Origin of the sequence: Rhodococcus sp. 14-1411-2a (assembly GCF_002259485.1) — a bacterium.
Taxonomy (GTDB): domain Bacteria; phylum Actinomycetota; class Actinomycetes; order Mycobacteriales; family Mycobacteriaceae; genus Rhodococcoides.
The window spans coordinates 414,769-428,224 of the sequence record NZ_NPGA01000014.1; the positions used below are offsets into that span (position 1 = coordinate 414,769).

At 64.7% G+C, this 13,456-nt stretch carries 13 protein-coding genes; 7 read left to right on the forward strand and 6 right to left on the reverse strand.

Annotation, left to right across the window (positions count from 1 at the left end):
- Window positions 1-53: 53 nt before the first annotated feature.
- Together CH291_RS12885 and CH291_RS12890 are read right to left on the reverse strand one after the other, a co-directional pair.
- Window positions 54-1,085: a DUF2087 domain-containing protein gene (locus tag CH291_RS12885; RefSeq protein ID WP_068054209.1), complete on the reverse strand. Its 1,032-nt coding sequence runs from the start codon at window positions 1,083-1,085 to the stop codon at window positions 54-56.
- A 59-nt stretch (window positions 1,086-1,144) separates the two neighbouring features.
- Window positions 1,145-1,513: a winged helix-turn-helix transcriptional regulator gene (locus CH291_RS12890; protein WP_094669097.1), complete on the reverse strand. Its 369-nt coding sequence runs from the start codon at window positions 1,511-1,513 to the stop codon at window positions 1,145-1,147.
- Window positions 1,514-1,594: 81 nt separating this feature from the next.
- On the opposite strand from CH291_RS12890, the gene CH291_RS12895 reads away from it, so the two are divergent.
- From CH291_RS12895 to CH291_RS12905, 3 genes are all read left to right on the forward strand, one after another.
- The gene (locus CH291_RS12895) at window positions 1,595-2,005 is read left to right on the forward strand and encodes a RidA family protein (RefSeq protein WP_094687657.1); all 411 of its coding nucleotides are present in this window, start codon (window positions 1,595-1,597) and stop codon (window positions 2,003-2,005) included.
- Between the two features lie 69 nt (window positions 2,006-2,074).
- On the forward strand, window positions 2,075-2,632 hold the full coding sequence (locus CH291_RS12900) for a dihydrofolate reductase family protein (protein ID WP_068054217.1): 558 nt from the start codon (window positions 2,075-2,077) through the stop codon (window positions 2,630-2,632).
- 40 nt (window positions 2,633-2,672) lie between these two features.
- On the forward strand, window positions 2,673-3,899 hold the full coding sequence (locus CH291_RS12905) for an AGE family epimerase/isomerase (RefSeq protein ID WP_094687658.1): 1,227 nt from the start codon (window positions 2,673-2,675) through the stop codon (window positions 3,897-3,899).
- A 30-nt stretch (window positions 3,900-3,929) separates the two neighbouring features.
- On the opposite strand, the gene CH291_RS12910 is transcribed toward CH291_RS12905, so the two are convergent.
- From CH291_RS12910 to CH291_RS12925, 4 genes are read right to left on the reverse strand one after another with little or no spacing between them, the layout of a single operon-like run.
- Window positions 3,930-4,757 carry a fumarylacetoacetate hydrolase family protein gene (locus tag CH291_RS12910; RefSeq protein WP_094687659.1) on the reverse strand — a complete coding sequence of 276 codons (828 nt, stop codon included), beginning with the start codon at window positions 4,755-4,757 and terminating at the stop codon, window positions 3,930-3,932.
- A 3-nt stretch (window positions 4,758-4,760) separates the two neighbouring features.
- The gene (locus tag CH291_RS12915) at window positions 4,761-5,693 is read right to left on the reverse strand and encodes a VOC family protein (protein ID WP_094638649.1); all 933 of its coding nucleotides are present in this window, start codon (window positions 5,691-5,693) and stop codon (window positions 4,761-4,763) included.
- A gap of 1 nt (window position 5,694) precedes the next feature.
- Complete coding sequence (locus CH291_RS12920; RefSeq protein ID WP_176460167.1) at window positions 5,695-6,198, reverse strand: DUF3237 domain-containing protein; 504 nt, start codon at window positions 6,196-6,198, stop codon at window positions 5,695-5,697.
- A gap of 1 nt (window position 6,199) precedes the next feature.
- Complete coding sequence (locus CH291_RS12925) at window positions 6,200-7,786, reverse strand: MFS transporter (protein WP_094687661.1); 1,587 nt, start codon at window positions 7,784-7,786, stop codon at window positions 6,200-6,202.
- A 147-nt stretch (window positions 7,787-7,933) separates the two neighbouring features.
- Here CH291_RS12925 and CH291_RS12930 point away from each other — a divergent pair, with 147 nt between their 5' ends.
- From CH291_RS12930 to CH291_RS12945, 4 genes are read left to right on the forward strand one after another with little or no spacing between them, the layout of a single operon-like run.
- Window positions 7,934-8,719 (forward strand): IclR family transcriptional regulator, encoded by a 786-nt coding sequence (locus CH291_RS12930; RefSeq protein ID WP_094638652.1) that lies wholly within the window; start codon window positions 7,934-7,936, stop codon window positions 8,717-8,719.
- Between the two features lie 59 nt (window positions 8,720-8,778).
- Complete coding sequence (locus CH291_RS12935) at window positions 8,779-10,410, forward strand: FAD-dependent monooxygenase (protein ID WP_256980831.1); 1,632 nt, start codon at window positions 8,779-8,781, stop codon at window positions 10,408-10,410.
- The gene (locus CH291_RS12940) at window positions 10,403-11,926 is read left to right on the forward strand and encodes a carotenoid oxygenase family protein (RefSeq protein ID WP_094687662.1); all 1,524 of its coding nucleotides are present in this window, start codon (window positions 10,403-10,405) and stop codon (window positions 11,924-11,926) included. The genes CH291_RS12935 and CH291_RS12940 overlap by 8 nt, the downstream gene beginning before the upstream one ends.
- Window positions 11,927-11,965: 39 nt before the next feature.
- Entirely contained in the window at window positions 11,966-13,417 is a 1,452-nt protein-coding gene (locus CH291_RS12945; protein WP_094687663.1) for an aldehyde dehydrogenase family protein, read from the forward strand.
- The last annotated feature ends 39 nt before the right edge of the window (window positions 13,418-13,456 follow it).

Here is a 13,456-nt window from a genome sequence, read left to right on the forward strand (position 1 = left end):
AACGCCGTCGTCCGAATCCTGGGCCCCCTCCGCATGGCCGTGGGCCAGGCGATCTAGTCGTTGCTCTGCGCCCGGTACATCGAACCTGCGCTGTTTCGCTCGAGAAACCCGGTGTCGACGAGCTCGCGTCGCAATGTCGCGTAGTCGTCGCCGAAGAAGCTGCACAATTCGTTGACCTGATGCTCCGAGGACCATCCCGTCGTACTCAGCTGGCGTGCGATTGCCTTCAGAAATTCGGGTCGGTCCCGGCTGTACCGAGACATGTCGGTCGGTGGGGGCGTCGTGCGCGGAAGATTCCGAAAACTCTTCACCGTGTTCTCGTCCACAACGAGTCGATCGTCCACCCGGGTCACCACCGACAGGGTCAGCAGGCGTGCGATCGCTTTGTGTGTCGCACGGACCGACAGTGACGTGTGGGATTGCAGCGCAGCCAGTGTCGAGACTCCACTGCCGATCGCGAAGAGGACCGCCCGAAGATCCGAATCCGCGAGAGCATGAAGCACGCCGGTCGCGTGGTCCAGCAGCGGCGCATCGTCGTGCACGCCGATGGACTCGAACCGCAGCGGAACCCCGGTGGCGGACACCATCTCGTCGGTGAAATCGACCTCGCGAACGGGCTCCGATCGCTTCTTCAGAAGGCCGATTCCCGGAAGCGTCAGGGTCTCGATGTCGTCGGCACCGAAACGCAGAATGGCATTCCACAGAGGATTCGACCCAGCCGGAGAGAACGAGTTCTGTACGGCGGCAACGCCTCCCTTCGCAACGTGTGGCCACAGAGTACGGAGGATCCGTGCGTTCGACACCAGGGATTCATCGTCGATCCAGACCAGGTCGAATGGGCCGATGTCGTGCAGATCCCGAGGGGGCAAGTCGAACAAGGACTCGGTGACCGACTCGCTGGGACTAGCGACGAAGTTCCAGAGTTGGGGCGAGACTTCGGGTGCCGCCGATTCGAGAGCCCGCGACAATGCGGTTCCGGCGCTGCCGGCACCCACGGTGACCACTTTCTTCGGTTGCAGCATCGCAACCAGGCCGGACAGCAACGCGTCAGCGCGCGCGGTGGAGTGCTGTGGATTGCTCGCCATGGTGTACCTCTCCTCCGAGATCTCGAACGTTCGGGCAGCACGCTGCTGCGGTGAGCGGATCAGAGAGCGTCGAATCGCTCTCGTGCACTGTCGATTTCGTGCATGTGAGCGGCCGCCCAGGCCAACAGCACGTCGACGGGTGCCCGAAGAGTTTTGCCCAGTTGCGTCATTCGATACTCCACCGCCACCGGGCGAGTACTGAGAACCGTGCGTTCGATGATTCCGTTGCGTTCGAGCTTCCGCAGCGTTGCGGTGAGGGATTTCTGAGTCACCGCCGGAATTGCACGGCGCAGATCGTTGAATCGGCAGGGGCGCTCGCACAGTTCGTTGAGCACCTGAAGTGACCATTTGTCCAGTACCTGATCCAACAGCTCACGGTGAGGGGCACTGATCGTCAGTTCTGTAGCGGCATCGGCGGTATCGGTCATGAAACCAGGTTCCCTTGAAGTGTCCTTTGTGTACCAAGTATCAATGCTATACCGCGATTCGGTCACCACGAAAGGAACTCCATGAGCGTCACTCGATTCACCCCGTCCGGCATGATGCAACCCACCCCGTATCACCACGTAGCAGTGGGCCAGGGGTCTCGACATATCCACGTCAGCGGTCAGATTGCGCGCAACGAGGACGGGTCGGCGATCGCCGAGAACGACCTCGCCGGGCAGGTGGCGCAGGCGCTGCGCAACACCGCGATCGGATTGGCCGGTGCAGGAGCAACATTCGAGGACGTCCTGCGGCTGACGTTCTACGTCACGCACTGGGCTCCGGAGCGGATCGGTGAGTTCATGGACGGCGTCACCCGCGTCGTCGAGGAGATCGGACTACCTACTCCGATGCCACCTGCGTCGCTGATCGGCGTGGACTACCTGTTCGAGCCCGACGTTCTCGTCGAGGTGGAGGCCACCGCGATCCTGGACTGACCTGCTGGCCGGTGAATTCCGGGGGCCGTCGAAGTCATACTCTCGAATCCAACCGACCCCAGGAGTGACATGGCCATACTGACCTACAACATGCATGTTTCCCTCGACGGCTACATCGAAGACTCGGCGGGCAGTCTCGACTTCTCGGTGCCCGACGCGGAGTCACATCGATTCTCCAATCGGCAGACCGAAGCGACCGCTGCGTTTCTGTTCGGACGCCGACTGTACGAGGCCATGGAAGACTTCTGGACAGATCCGGAACGCCTCGACGGCGACGAAGTAGAGGCGGAGTTCGCCGAGCTGTACAAGGCCACTCCCCGGATCGTCTTCTCCGACACCCTCGACTCCGTTCCCGACGGCTGCCGCCTGGTGCGCAGCGCAGACGCGATCGCCGAGGTGGAGCGGCTCAAGCGGGAGACCGAGGGAACGCTGGCTGTGGGAGGAGCAGCCTTGGCAGCCTCACTGGTCGACCTGATCGATCAATTCGAGGTCATCCTGCTGCCGACGATCCTGGGCAGTGGCAAGCCCTACTTTCCGGTGGGACATCACCTCGACCTCGTTCTCGCCGAACAGAAGCTCTTCCCGGTGTCAGGATGGATGTACCTGCGCTACAGCGTCTCTCGCTGACCGGCGTCGGATGGTTTCTCGTCGGGCGCACAATGAACACATGGACACCGAAGATGGTCGCAGCTGGCTGACGCTGCCCTCGCATCAGTTGTGGCTCGACATCGAATCATCGAGGCTTCTCGATTTCGGAACCACACTCGACCACCCGGCCGGTGGTGCGGCGTGGTTGGACGGCCGAGGGAACCCCGACCTCGATCATCCGGCCCATACGTACATCACCGCGCGGATGGCGCATGTGCACTTCCTCGCCTCGATGCTGGGACGGCCGGGGTCTCGGAGGAAAGCCGATCGGGTGTTCGAGGGATTGCTGACGACGTTGCGAGACAGCACGAACGGTGGTTGGTTCGAGTCCAGTGCCGACGCGTTCTCGCCCGAAGCAGTGAAATCGGCCTACACGCATGCCTTCGTGGTACTTGCCGCGTCGGCTGCCACCGCAGTGGGGCACCCCCATGGCCGACAGCTTCTCGACGAGGCACTCGATACCGTCGAACGTCGTTTCTGGGACGATCATCACGGGATGTGTTCGGACACATGGACTGCGGACTGGTCCGTGCTCGACGACTACCGCGGGATCAATGCCAACATGCACATGGTCGAGGCACTGCTGGCCGCTGCAGATGCCGGCGCACCGCGGATCTGGCGCGAGCGGGCACTGCGCATCTGCGACAACGTATGTCGCTGGGCCGAAGCGAACGACTGGCGTGTTCCGGAGCATTTCACCGCCGAGTGGATCCCGCAGCTCGAGTACAACAGCGACGACACCGCCAACCAGTTCAAGCCCTACGGAGCCACAGTCGGCCATGGATTCGAGTGGGCCCGGCTTCTCGTGCAGGCAAGCCTCGATGCGAGCGGGCACGACCGTATCGCCGCCGCCCGAGCGCTCTACCACCGCGCAGCGGTCGACGGCTGGCAACCCGGGCCAACGCCCGGATTCGTCTACACCACGGACTGGTCGGGGGAGCCGGTCGTGACCGAACGTCTGCACTGGGTGCTGTGCGAGGCGATCGGTGCGGCGGCGACACTCGCGCGCCACACCCGAGAAGACCGCTACGAGCAGGACTACCGCACCTGGTGGGACGTCGCCGCCGAATACTTCCTCGACCGCGCCGACGGCTCCTGGCATCACGAACTCGACGGCAGCAACCTTCCGGCCGCGACGGTGTGGAGCGGCAAGCCCGATCTTTACCACGCCGTCCAGGCGACGTGGATCAGTCGATACGAACCGGGTTCGAGCATGGTGGCTGTGCTGCAGCGCAATTCGCACTGACGTCCATCAAAGACAGCCAAGCACCAAGCCTCAGAGCACTTCCGCCACCAGTCTGCTGCTGACCGATCCGACACCGTCGATCTCCACGCTCACGTGATCGCCCGGCTTCAGCAACAGCTGCGGCTTACGGCGATATCCGACGCCACCGGGGGTGCCGGTGAGGATGACGTCACCGGGCTCGAGGGTGGTGAACGTGGAGATGGTCGCGATCAAGTTCGGCACCGTGAACAGCAACTGCGACAGATCCGATTCCTGTACCTTCTCGCCGTTGACGACGGTGCGAATGCCGCAGCTCGCGAGGTCCACCTCACCGGGGCAGACGATGCACGGACCGAGGGGAGTGCTTGCGTCCCATGCCTTTCCCTGCATCCACTGGTGCGTCCTGTACTGGAAGTCACGCATCGTGATGTCGTTGGCGACGGTGTAGCCCAGAACGTGATCGAGCGCGTTCTCCTCGGTGATGCGCCGACCGGTGCGTCCGATGATCACCGCCATCTCGCCCTCGTAGTCCACCTCTGCACTCTCCGGCGGGACGGCGATGTCGTCGTAGGCCCCGATCAGGCTGGAGGCGTACTTGGGAAACATCACCGGATACGTGGGGAACTCGCGTCCGGTTTCGGCGATGTGGTCGCGGTAGTTCAGGCCGACACAGATCACTCGGGCCGGGTCGGTGACCGCCGGGAGCACCCGCACGTCCGAGATCGGCAGGCGCTCCTGGGTCAGCCGATCCGCGCCGGCGAGTGCCTCGAGCGAGCTGGTCCGTCCGATCGCGTCGATGCCCTGCAGCGGAATCAGAGTGTCGCCGTCGACCTCGCCGACTCCGCGAATGTCGTTGTGCTCGAAACTGATGTAGGCCATCGGTCAGATCTCGCTCTCACTCGTCTTGCGCCAGCTCGCCAGTTGTCCGCCCCACAGATTCACCGACGCGGGTACCGGACGCCACTGCCGCGTCACGTACGTGGCTCGGTCGTCGTGGAACTTCTCCATCTCGGCCGAGAGCTCGATGTGGTTGCCGGCGGGATCGTCGAAGAAGACGAACAGGTTGTTGCCGGGGCCGTGACGGCCCGGGCCCCAGACGACGTCGACGCCGATCTCGGTGAGGCGATCGCACCAGGACTTGAAGTCCTCCCACTCGGCGAGGTCGTAGGAGTAGTGGTCGAGATTGCCGGGGTTGCCGTTCTCGACGACGGCCAGGGTGTGGTGATCGCGGTCGCTGCGTAACCACGCGAACTTGCCGTCCTCGAGCTGATCGGAGATGCGGAACCCGACGGTGTCGACGAAGAACGAGACCATCTGCGCCACGTTGTCGGTGCCGAGAGTGGTGTGCTGGAACTTGATCGGGCGTCGTCCCGGATCGGCAGCGTTCTCACCCTGGCGCGCGACCGGCCCGTGGAAATGCACCGTCGTGCCGTCGGGGTCGGTCACCGAGATGCCCGACGGTACGCCGACGGCATGGTCGATCACGGACGGATCCAGATCCGCGACATCGTGGCCTGCGTCCTTCAGTCGCGCGGTGATTCCGGCGATACCGTCGGAGTCGCGGACTTCGAAGCCGTAGTGAGACAGTCCTTTCGGACCTTCGGTCAGATCGAGAACATGGTGTCCGAGGCCCCAGCCGAGGCGCAGGCCGCCGCTCGCGAGTTCCTCCTGCACCGTCAGACCGACGGTGCGGCCGTAGAAGTCGGCGGTGGCGGCGACGTCGGGAACGGTGAAACCGATGTGCGAGACGGCTGTCTGTCGCAGCGTGCCCACAGCACCACCTTCCTGCAGTGTGTTCCTGGTCGGAGTGGTCATGTCAGTGATCCGCCTTTCGGGGCGTCGATGGGGTGGGAACGGGGGCGTCGGTGTAGACGGTGATCCGAACCCGGTCGCCGCGGCTCGGGGGCAAGAGGTGTCCGACGAACACGCTGTGGTTCAACCAGTTCCACTCTTGGTCGGCCACTTCGAATCGAGGGTTGGTCGAGCAGTACCAGCGGTCGACGTCGGCACCGCCGCCGGCGAAGATGCGGTCCATGGTGGCGTCGTCCTGGGTGCCCCAGCCCTCGTTGGTGACCATGATGGGCACGTTGTCGTCGGTGACGATCGTGTAGCGAGCCCACAGATGGGTGATGCCGTCGGCACGCACGAGGTTCCAGTCCGCACCGCCGGGCAGGATCGTTCCGGATCCGGCCGGTCCGTGGAATCGACCGCCGGTGATCGGGATGACTCGACGCATTCCGTGCGGGGTCGGCCCGATGAGCACCGGGGGAGCCAGCTCGACGTCGAGGGTGAAGACGTGATTCAGAGTGGGCGTGGACATCTCACTCACCTGCCGGCAGCAGTCGCCCGGCCGCAGGTGACGCTGCCGCATCGATCGGGGCCGCATCGAGGCCCTTCGGGGCTCCGCCGGGGATGACGAGGGCGATGAGCGCAGCCAGGACGGTGGCCCCGGCACAGACGTAGATGCCCATGTCGAGTCCGGTTTCGAGAGCCGTCCGAGCAAGGGGTGCAACGAGATCCGAGATCGGGCCGAGGTCGGCGTTGGCCACCGCCAGCGGTCCGCCCTGTTCGGCGACGCCGGAGGCCACGCCCACCGCCTCGGGAGGGAGGGAACCGTCGGACAGGTTGGAGGTGAGGGTGGCTCCGGCAACTCCGAAGGCCACGGCGCTGACGATCGCGGGGCCGAGGCTCTGGCCGGTTTCGCGAACGAGACTGGTGACCGCGCTTGCCATTCCGGCGTAGTCGATGGCGACGGCTCCGACGGCGACGGCCGTCAGTGCGGTGAACATGGTGATGAATCCGGTGCCGAGCAGCAGGATCGGGCCGGTCATGGCGAGCAGTGAGGTGGAGTCGCCCGGTAGCTGAGCCATCCATATCTGACCGATGGCCAGTGCCGAAAGCCCGGTGACCAACAGGGTGCGGGCCGCGACGCGCATCAACAGGCGCGGGAGCAACGGAGTGAGGAGCAGCGGTACGGCTTGGATGAGGGCGAACGGTAGAGCTGCCTGCAGCGGGCTGACGTGCAGGATCGCTTCGAGTTTCACGCTGAGTGCGTAGGCGGTTCCGATGAACCCGAACATCGCGAGCAAACCGATCAGGGCGGCCGCCGCGAAGGCGGGCGTACGGAAGAGCGCGAGGTTCAGCATCGGGGTGCGGGCTCGCTGCTCGCTGATGACGAACGCGACGAACGACGCTACGGCGAGAACGAAAGTGCCCACGATGACGGGGCTCGAGTAGCCGTCCACGGAGCCCTGGATCACCGCGTACAGCAGCGCAAGCAAAGCGACGGCGATGGTGATCTGGCCGGGCCAGTCGAGTCCGCGTCCGGCGGGATGACGCGAGTCGACGATCACCGCGGCGCTGACGGCTGCGGTGACGAGACCCAGCACGGCGGGAATGGCGAACGACCAGCCCCAGCTGAAGTGTTCGGCGGCGAAGCCGCTGATCAGCGGGGCGATCATGGCACCGAACGCCAGGCTGACCGCCCAGAGAGACAGGGCGCGGGCTCGTTCCTGACGTTCCGGGGTTGCCGAGACCAGCATGGCCAGTGACGTGGGAAAGATTGCGGCAGCGCCGAGTCCGGCGATGGCCTGCCCGGCGATCAGCTGCGTCAGAGTTCCCGACGTTCCGGCGACGACGTCTCCGACGAAGACGAGCACGCCGCCCCAGACGAGCAGCCTCTTGCGGCCGAACATGTCGCCCAGCACGCCGAAGTTGAGCTCGAGGATGGCGGTGGGAAGGATGAACGCGGCCGGGATCCAGGCCAGCGCCGCAGCGCTCGCTCCGAGGTCGCGTTGGATCACTCCGAGAATGGGCGCTGCGAGCGAGACGCCCATCTGGGCGACGCCGATCGCGAGGCAGCAGGCGATGAGCGTGCCGCGATCCAGCGTGTGTTGGGTGGGTTTCATGAGTTCCTCGTCCAGAGGCCGTGTCCTGTAAAGCAGGACTTCTGTTGTCTAATACAGGACAGTGTTCATGGCCTGGATCACAGCTGTCAAGAGTGTTGGTTCGTTTGATGACACTGCAGTCCTGATAATCAGAACTATGATGGCGACATGGCTTCGGAAACGAGTGGATACAGAGAACGCAACAGCACGGCCGACCGCGCGCTGATCATCCTGGGCATGTTCACCGAGGATCGCCTGCAGATCAGCGCGAACGATGTCGCCGAGGCTCTCGGCAGTGCCCGCTCCACGGCATATCGATATCTGCAGACATTGGTCGGCGCATCGTTTCTCGAGGAAGCCCCCAACGGCGGGTTTCGGTTGGGTGTCGCGGTACTCGAACTTGCTCGATTGGCCCGGCGCGGTTACGGATTGACGACGATCGCCCAACCGGTGATGCGCGAACTTGCCGATGAGGTGGGCGAAACCGTGTTGCTCACCAGGCTCGTCGACGACACGGCAGTGTGCATCGAGCGGTGTGAGGGAGCCAAGCAACTGGTGCGCCTGAGCTACGAGCGGGGGAGTCGACTGCCCATCAATGCCGGCGCGTCGGCGCTGACGCTGTTGGCCTGGTTGCCGGAGAAGGAAATCCGCTCGATTCTGGGGCGGCACGAGCTGCAACGCTTCACCGATCGAACGTTGACCGACGTCGATCGCCTCGTCGATCGCCTCGAGCGAATCCGCACCACCGGCTACGGCCTGACCGTCGCCGAGGTGGACCCGGATGCGATGGGAATCGCCGCGCCGATCTTCGACGAGTCCGGTTCGGTGGCAGCGGCACTGAGCATCGTCGCGATCAGGCGTCGAGTTCCGGAGGACCGGACCGACGTGCTCGTCACCGCAGTGCGGGCCGCGGCGCAGACGCTGTCGACGAGATTGGCCGTCGTCAGTTCGTAGCGTGTCCTATTTTATGGGACAGCATTCCTATTTAACGTGATGCACGCTACGTTGGTGGTGTGGATACGAGATTCGACACCCTCTACGACGTAGCGATCTGCGGCGCCGGTCCGGTCGGGATGACCGCGGGCCTGCTGCTCGCTGCACGAGGGCTCCGTGTCGTCGTTCTCGAGCGGCGCTCGACGACGAGCGACGAACCCAAAGCGATCAGCATCGACGACGAGGCGCTGCGCACCTATCAGCAGGCAGGTGTGATCGACAGAATCCTGCCGATCGTCGTGCCCGGCACCGGAACCCGCTACTACGGACTCGACGACGAACCGCTGTTCCACGGCGGCGCGGAGAGCGCCTACCGATTGGGCTACCCGTTCAAGAACCCGTTCGCGCAACCGGACCTCGAGCGTGTGCTGGCTGAGGCGCTGCACACGGCGCGCAATGTCACCGTTCGGTTCGACACCGAGGTCACGTCGATCGTGCAGGACGCGGACGCCGTGGCCATCGAAGCGGGCGGACGCACGGTGCGAGCCCGCTACCTCCTCGGTTGCGACGGCGGACGATCGACCGTCCGAAACCTGCTCGGTATCGGGATGATCGGACGCAGCCACCCGGAATTGTGGTTGGTGGTCGACACGCTCGGCGACCCGCACATAGAGCGCTACGGCATGCACCACGCCGATCCGAGCAGGCCGCACGTGGTGGTGCCGGGTCTCGGTGGCCGCTGTCGATACGAATTCCGCCTGTTCGAGGGGGAGGGTACGGCCACCGACGCGCCGTCGTTCGAGCTCATCGAGAAACTCGTCTCGCGCTACCGGCCGATCACACCCGCCCAGGTCGAACGAGCCGTCAACTATCGCTTCCACGGCCTCGTGGCCGATCGATGGCAGCTGGGGCGCTGCTTCCTGCTCGGCGACGCCGCACACATGATGCCGCCGTTCGCCGGTCAGGGTCTGAACTCCGGCATTCGTGACGCCGCGAACCTGACGTGGAAGTTGGCCGGCGCGCTCGACGGTTGCCTGCATGAAAGTGTGCTGGCCACATACCAATCCGAGCGCGGCCCGCACGCCGCCGCGGTTGTTCGCGCGTCCGAGCGGTTGGGTCGCGTGGTGATGACGACCAACCCTCGCATCGCGGCCAGGCGCGACGAGTTGGTCCGGGCCGCACTGGCCACCGAGAACGGGCGACGCTGGTTCGAGACCATGGCCTATCGTCCGCCGTACCGATTCGCCGACGGGCTCGTGCTCCCGGGTGACGACACCGGGAGCGTCATCGGGCAGCCCCGGGCCTTCGACTCGGCGACCCGAACCATCCGCCCGCTCGACGAGATACTCGGAACCGGTTGGGCGCTGGTGGGAGTCGACGTGCACGACACGGCGGAATGGGCGCACGCACGTGATATCGGGCGCGGCCTACACGCCGTCGAGGTCGCCGTGCCCACCGATCGCACGGTGCCGAGAATCGACGGCATCAACGTTCTACTCGACGTCGACGGCGGTCTGGACGACGAGATGCGGACGTACACCGGAAGATTCGTGCTCATCCGGCCCGACCGCTTCGTTGCGGCCGCGTGGCATCCGCACGACGGTGACGACGTTCGAGCTGCAGTGAGAGCCGCGGTGGCGTCGTGGATCGGAACTTCGGCGAGTCCTTCCGAACTGTCCTACATCGAGACGAAAGGCATCAGCTATGCGTGAACTTCCCACCCCGCTGCCGACGACAGTGGTCCGCCGCACCGCGCCCCCGACTCCGCGGCACGAGGCGGACGTCGACTGGAACACGTCCAACAAGTTTCTCAACGGGCCGTTCGCGCCGTGGCACGAGGAGACCGAGGCGTTCGACCTCGAGGTCATCGGGAAACTCCCCGACGATCTCGCCGGCGCGCTGTTCCGAGTGGCCGACAATCCACGCTTCGAGCCACCCGACACCGACCGCTACCACTGGTGGGAGGGCGATGGCGGCGTCGCGGGCACCTACATCCGCGACGGTAAGGCGTCGTTCCGGATGAAGTGGGTGCACACCGACACCATGAAGATCGAGGTGGAGGCCGGGGAAGCGCTGTACAGCGGTTTCGTCAACGGCTCCGGCAAGGCCAAGCGAGATCTGCCCGCGGGCGCGCCGCCGTCCAAGAGCGTCGCCAATACCAACGTCGGGCTGTTCGCCGACCATCTGCTGGTGTACTACGAAGGCGGACTTCCGCATTCGATGCACCCCGAAACTCTCGATACGCAGGGCACGTACAACTTCGGTGGTGCACTCGACATCCTGTGCACGGCGCACTACAAGATCGAACCGTCGACCGGAGACATGCTGTTCTACTCGGCCTTCGGGCCGAGACTGACGTGGTACGAGGCCGATACCAGCGGCACCGTCGTCGATTCCTTCGGTTTCGACATGGGGTGCCCGGCAATGGTTCACGATTACATCGTGAGCGAACACCTCGCGATCTTCCTCATCTCGCCCAACCAGTTTCGCCTCGACCGCATCATGGAGGGGCGACCCGGCGTGCTCTGGGACGAATCGGCGACGCCGAACGGCAGTAGGTTCGCCGTGCTCGACCGTCGCACCCATGAGGTGAGCTGGTACGACACCGGCCTGATGCTGGCCCCGACGCACTTCTTCAACGCGCACGAAACCGCCACAGGAATCGTGGTGGATCTGCACGTCATCGCGCGTCTGGGCAATCCGGCCGACGACTCGGACGAGCCGATCGACTCGCACTCCTGGTTTCCACCCGCGATGGCCTGGCGGTTCGTGCTCGATACCGCGACCGGGACGACCACCCAGCACATGCACAGCGGGATCGCGGGTGAATTCCCGAAGATCAACGACGCGTGGCTGGGCAAGGAGAATCGCTTCGGCTACTTCGCCACCACCCGAGATCTGTCTCCGCTGACTCTGACGGATGGGCTTGCGCGCCATGACTTCTCCACCGGCCAGACGGTCGTGCTCGAAGGGCCCGACGGATTGACCAGCCCCAGCGAACCGGTCTTCGTCCAGCGTCGAGGAGCGAGCGGCGAGAACGACGGATATCTGCTGACCCTGTGGTGGAATCCGGCGACCGGACTGTCCGAGCTGCTGGTGCACGAGGCCGACGCGTTCACCCGCGAACCTCTCGCGCGGGTGAAGCTTCCCGTCCGAGTTCCGTTCGCGTTCCACGGATCCTGGGCCGAGGCCGAGGTGCTCGACGCAGCGATCGCAGCCCAGCGGTAACGAAGAAAAGAACACCGAGAATGAAAGAGCAGGACTGACATGGCGAACACACTGGCGTGGACGGCGAAGATATTCGACGGCGGATGGCTGGACGGCGGCGGTGGAACCCTCGACGTGACGGCTCCTGCCGACGGGGCCCTCGTGGCCACCGTCGGTGCTGCGGACGTCGCGGACCTCGATCGAGCTGTCGCTAAAGCTGCACGTGCGCAGCAAGAATGGGCCGCCAAGCCCTACCCGGAGCGAGCATCGGTCATGACGAAGGCTGCAGCGATTCTCGAGCAGAACCCCGAGCGTCTGACGCGGTGGCTGATTCCCGAATCGGGATCCAGCCACGGCAAGGCAGGGGCCGAAGTCGGCTTGGTCCTTGCCGAACTGACCGAGGCGGCCACGTTGGCGTCCCAGCCCTACGGGCAGGTCCTGCGCAGCGCGAAGTCCCGGTTCTCGGTAGGGCGATACGTTCCGATGGGCGTCATCGGCGTGATCAGTCCGTTCAACTTCCCGGCGGTATTGTCGATGCGGTCGGTCGCGCCAGCTCTGGCCGTCGGCAATGCCGTAGTGCTCAAACCCGATCCACGAACTCCGATTTCGGGTGGGCTGGTCCTGGCCGAGATTCTCGCCGACGCCGGCCTGCCGGACGGTCTGTTGCACGTACTACCCTCGGGTGCCGACGTGGGAGCGGCGCTCGTCTCGCACCCCGACGTGCCGTGCATCTCCTTCACCGGATCCACCGCGGCCGGCCGCCGAATCGCGGAAGCCGCTGCGCCGTTGCTCAAGAAGGTCCACCTCGAGCTCGGCGGGAACAACGCATTACTCGTGCTGCCCGATGCAGACATCGAGGCCGCCGCGTCGGCGGGTGCGTGGGGATCGTTCCTGCACCAGGGGCAGATCTGCATGGCGTCGGGTCGGCACCTCGTTCCCGAGCATCTCGCCGAGCAGTACACGGCGGAACTCGCGAAGATCGCCGCGCGCATCACCGTCGGAGATCCGACCGACCCGTCGAATGCGTTGGGGCCCATCATCGACGAGAACCAGCTCAAGCGAGTCGACAGCATCGTGCAGGCCACGGTGACGGCCGGTGCCGAACTGGCTGCAGGCGGAACCTTCGACGGGCTCTACTACCGACCGACCGTGCTCGGTAACGTGCCGAAGGATTCACCCGCGTTCACCGAGGAGATATTCGGCCCGGTCGCACCCATCACCACGTACCGCACCGTCGACGAGGCCATCGACATCGTCAATTCCTCGGAATACGGCCTGTCCGTTGCTGTTCTGACCTCGAACCCGTTCAAGGCCTACGAGCTGGCGGACCGAATTCGTTCCGGTGCCGTGCACATCAACGATCAAACGATCGACGACGAGGCCGTTGCGCCGTTCGGTGGGGTCAAGGCATCGGGTTCCGGTGGACACTTCGGCACCACCGTCAACCTCGAGACGTTCTGTGATCTGCAGTGGGTCACGATGCAGTCGGACATTCAGAAGTATCCCTTCTGAATTCACAGTGCTTCTGAACCTGCAGCGGCCCCGCATCGA

Bases quoted from the DNA above. Each gene is read 5' to 3' on its own strand.
- CH291_RS12885 (WP_068054209.1), bottom strand. From the start codon at position 1,085: ATGGCGAGCAATCCACAGCACTCCACCGCGCGCGCTGACGCGTTGCTG.
- CH291_RS12890 (WP_094669097.1), bottom strand. From the start codon at position 1,513: ATGACCGATACCGCCGATGCCGCTACAGAACTGACGATCAGTGCCCCT.
- CH291_RS12895 (WP_094687657.1), top strand. From the start codon at position 1,595: ATGAGCGTCACTCGATTCACCCCGTCCGGCATGATGCAACCCACCCCG.
- CH291_RS12900 (WP_068054217.1), top strand. From the start codon at position 2,075: ATGGCCATACTGACCTACAACATGCATGTTTCCCTCGACGGCTACATC.
- CH291_RS12905 (WP_094687658.1), top strand. From the start codon at position 2,673: ATGGACACCGAAGATGGTCGCAGCTGGCTGACGCTGCCCTCGCATCAG.
- CH291_RS12910 (WP_094687659.1), bottom strand. From the start codon at position 4,757: ATGGCCTACATCAGTTTCGAGCACAACGACATTCGCGGAGTCGGCGAG.
- CH291_RS12915 (WP_094638649.1), bottom strand. From the start codon at position 5,693: ATGACCACTCCGACCAGGAACACACTGCAGGAAGGTGGTGCTGTGGGC.
- CH291_RS12920 (WP_176460167.1), bottom strand. From the start codon at position 6,198: ATGTCCACGCCCACTCTGAATCACGTCTTCACCCTCGACGTCGAGCTG.
- CH291_RS12925 (WP_094687661.1), bottom strand. From the start codon at position 7,786: ATGAAACCCACCCAACACACGCTGGATCGCGGCACGCTCATCGCCTGC.
- CH291_RS12930 (WP_094638652.1), top strand. From the start codon at position 7,934: ATGGCTTCGGAAACGAGTGGATACAGAGAACGCAACAGCACGGCCGAC.
- CH291_RS12940 (WP_094687662.1), top strand. From the start codon at position 10,403: ATGCGTGAACTTCCCACCCCGCTGCCGACGACAGTGGTCCGCCGCACC.
- CH291_RS12945 (WP_094687663.1), top strand. From the start codon at position 11,966: ATGGCGAACACACTGGCGTGGACGGCGAAGATATTCGACGGCGGATGG.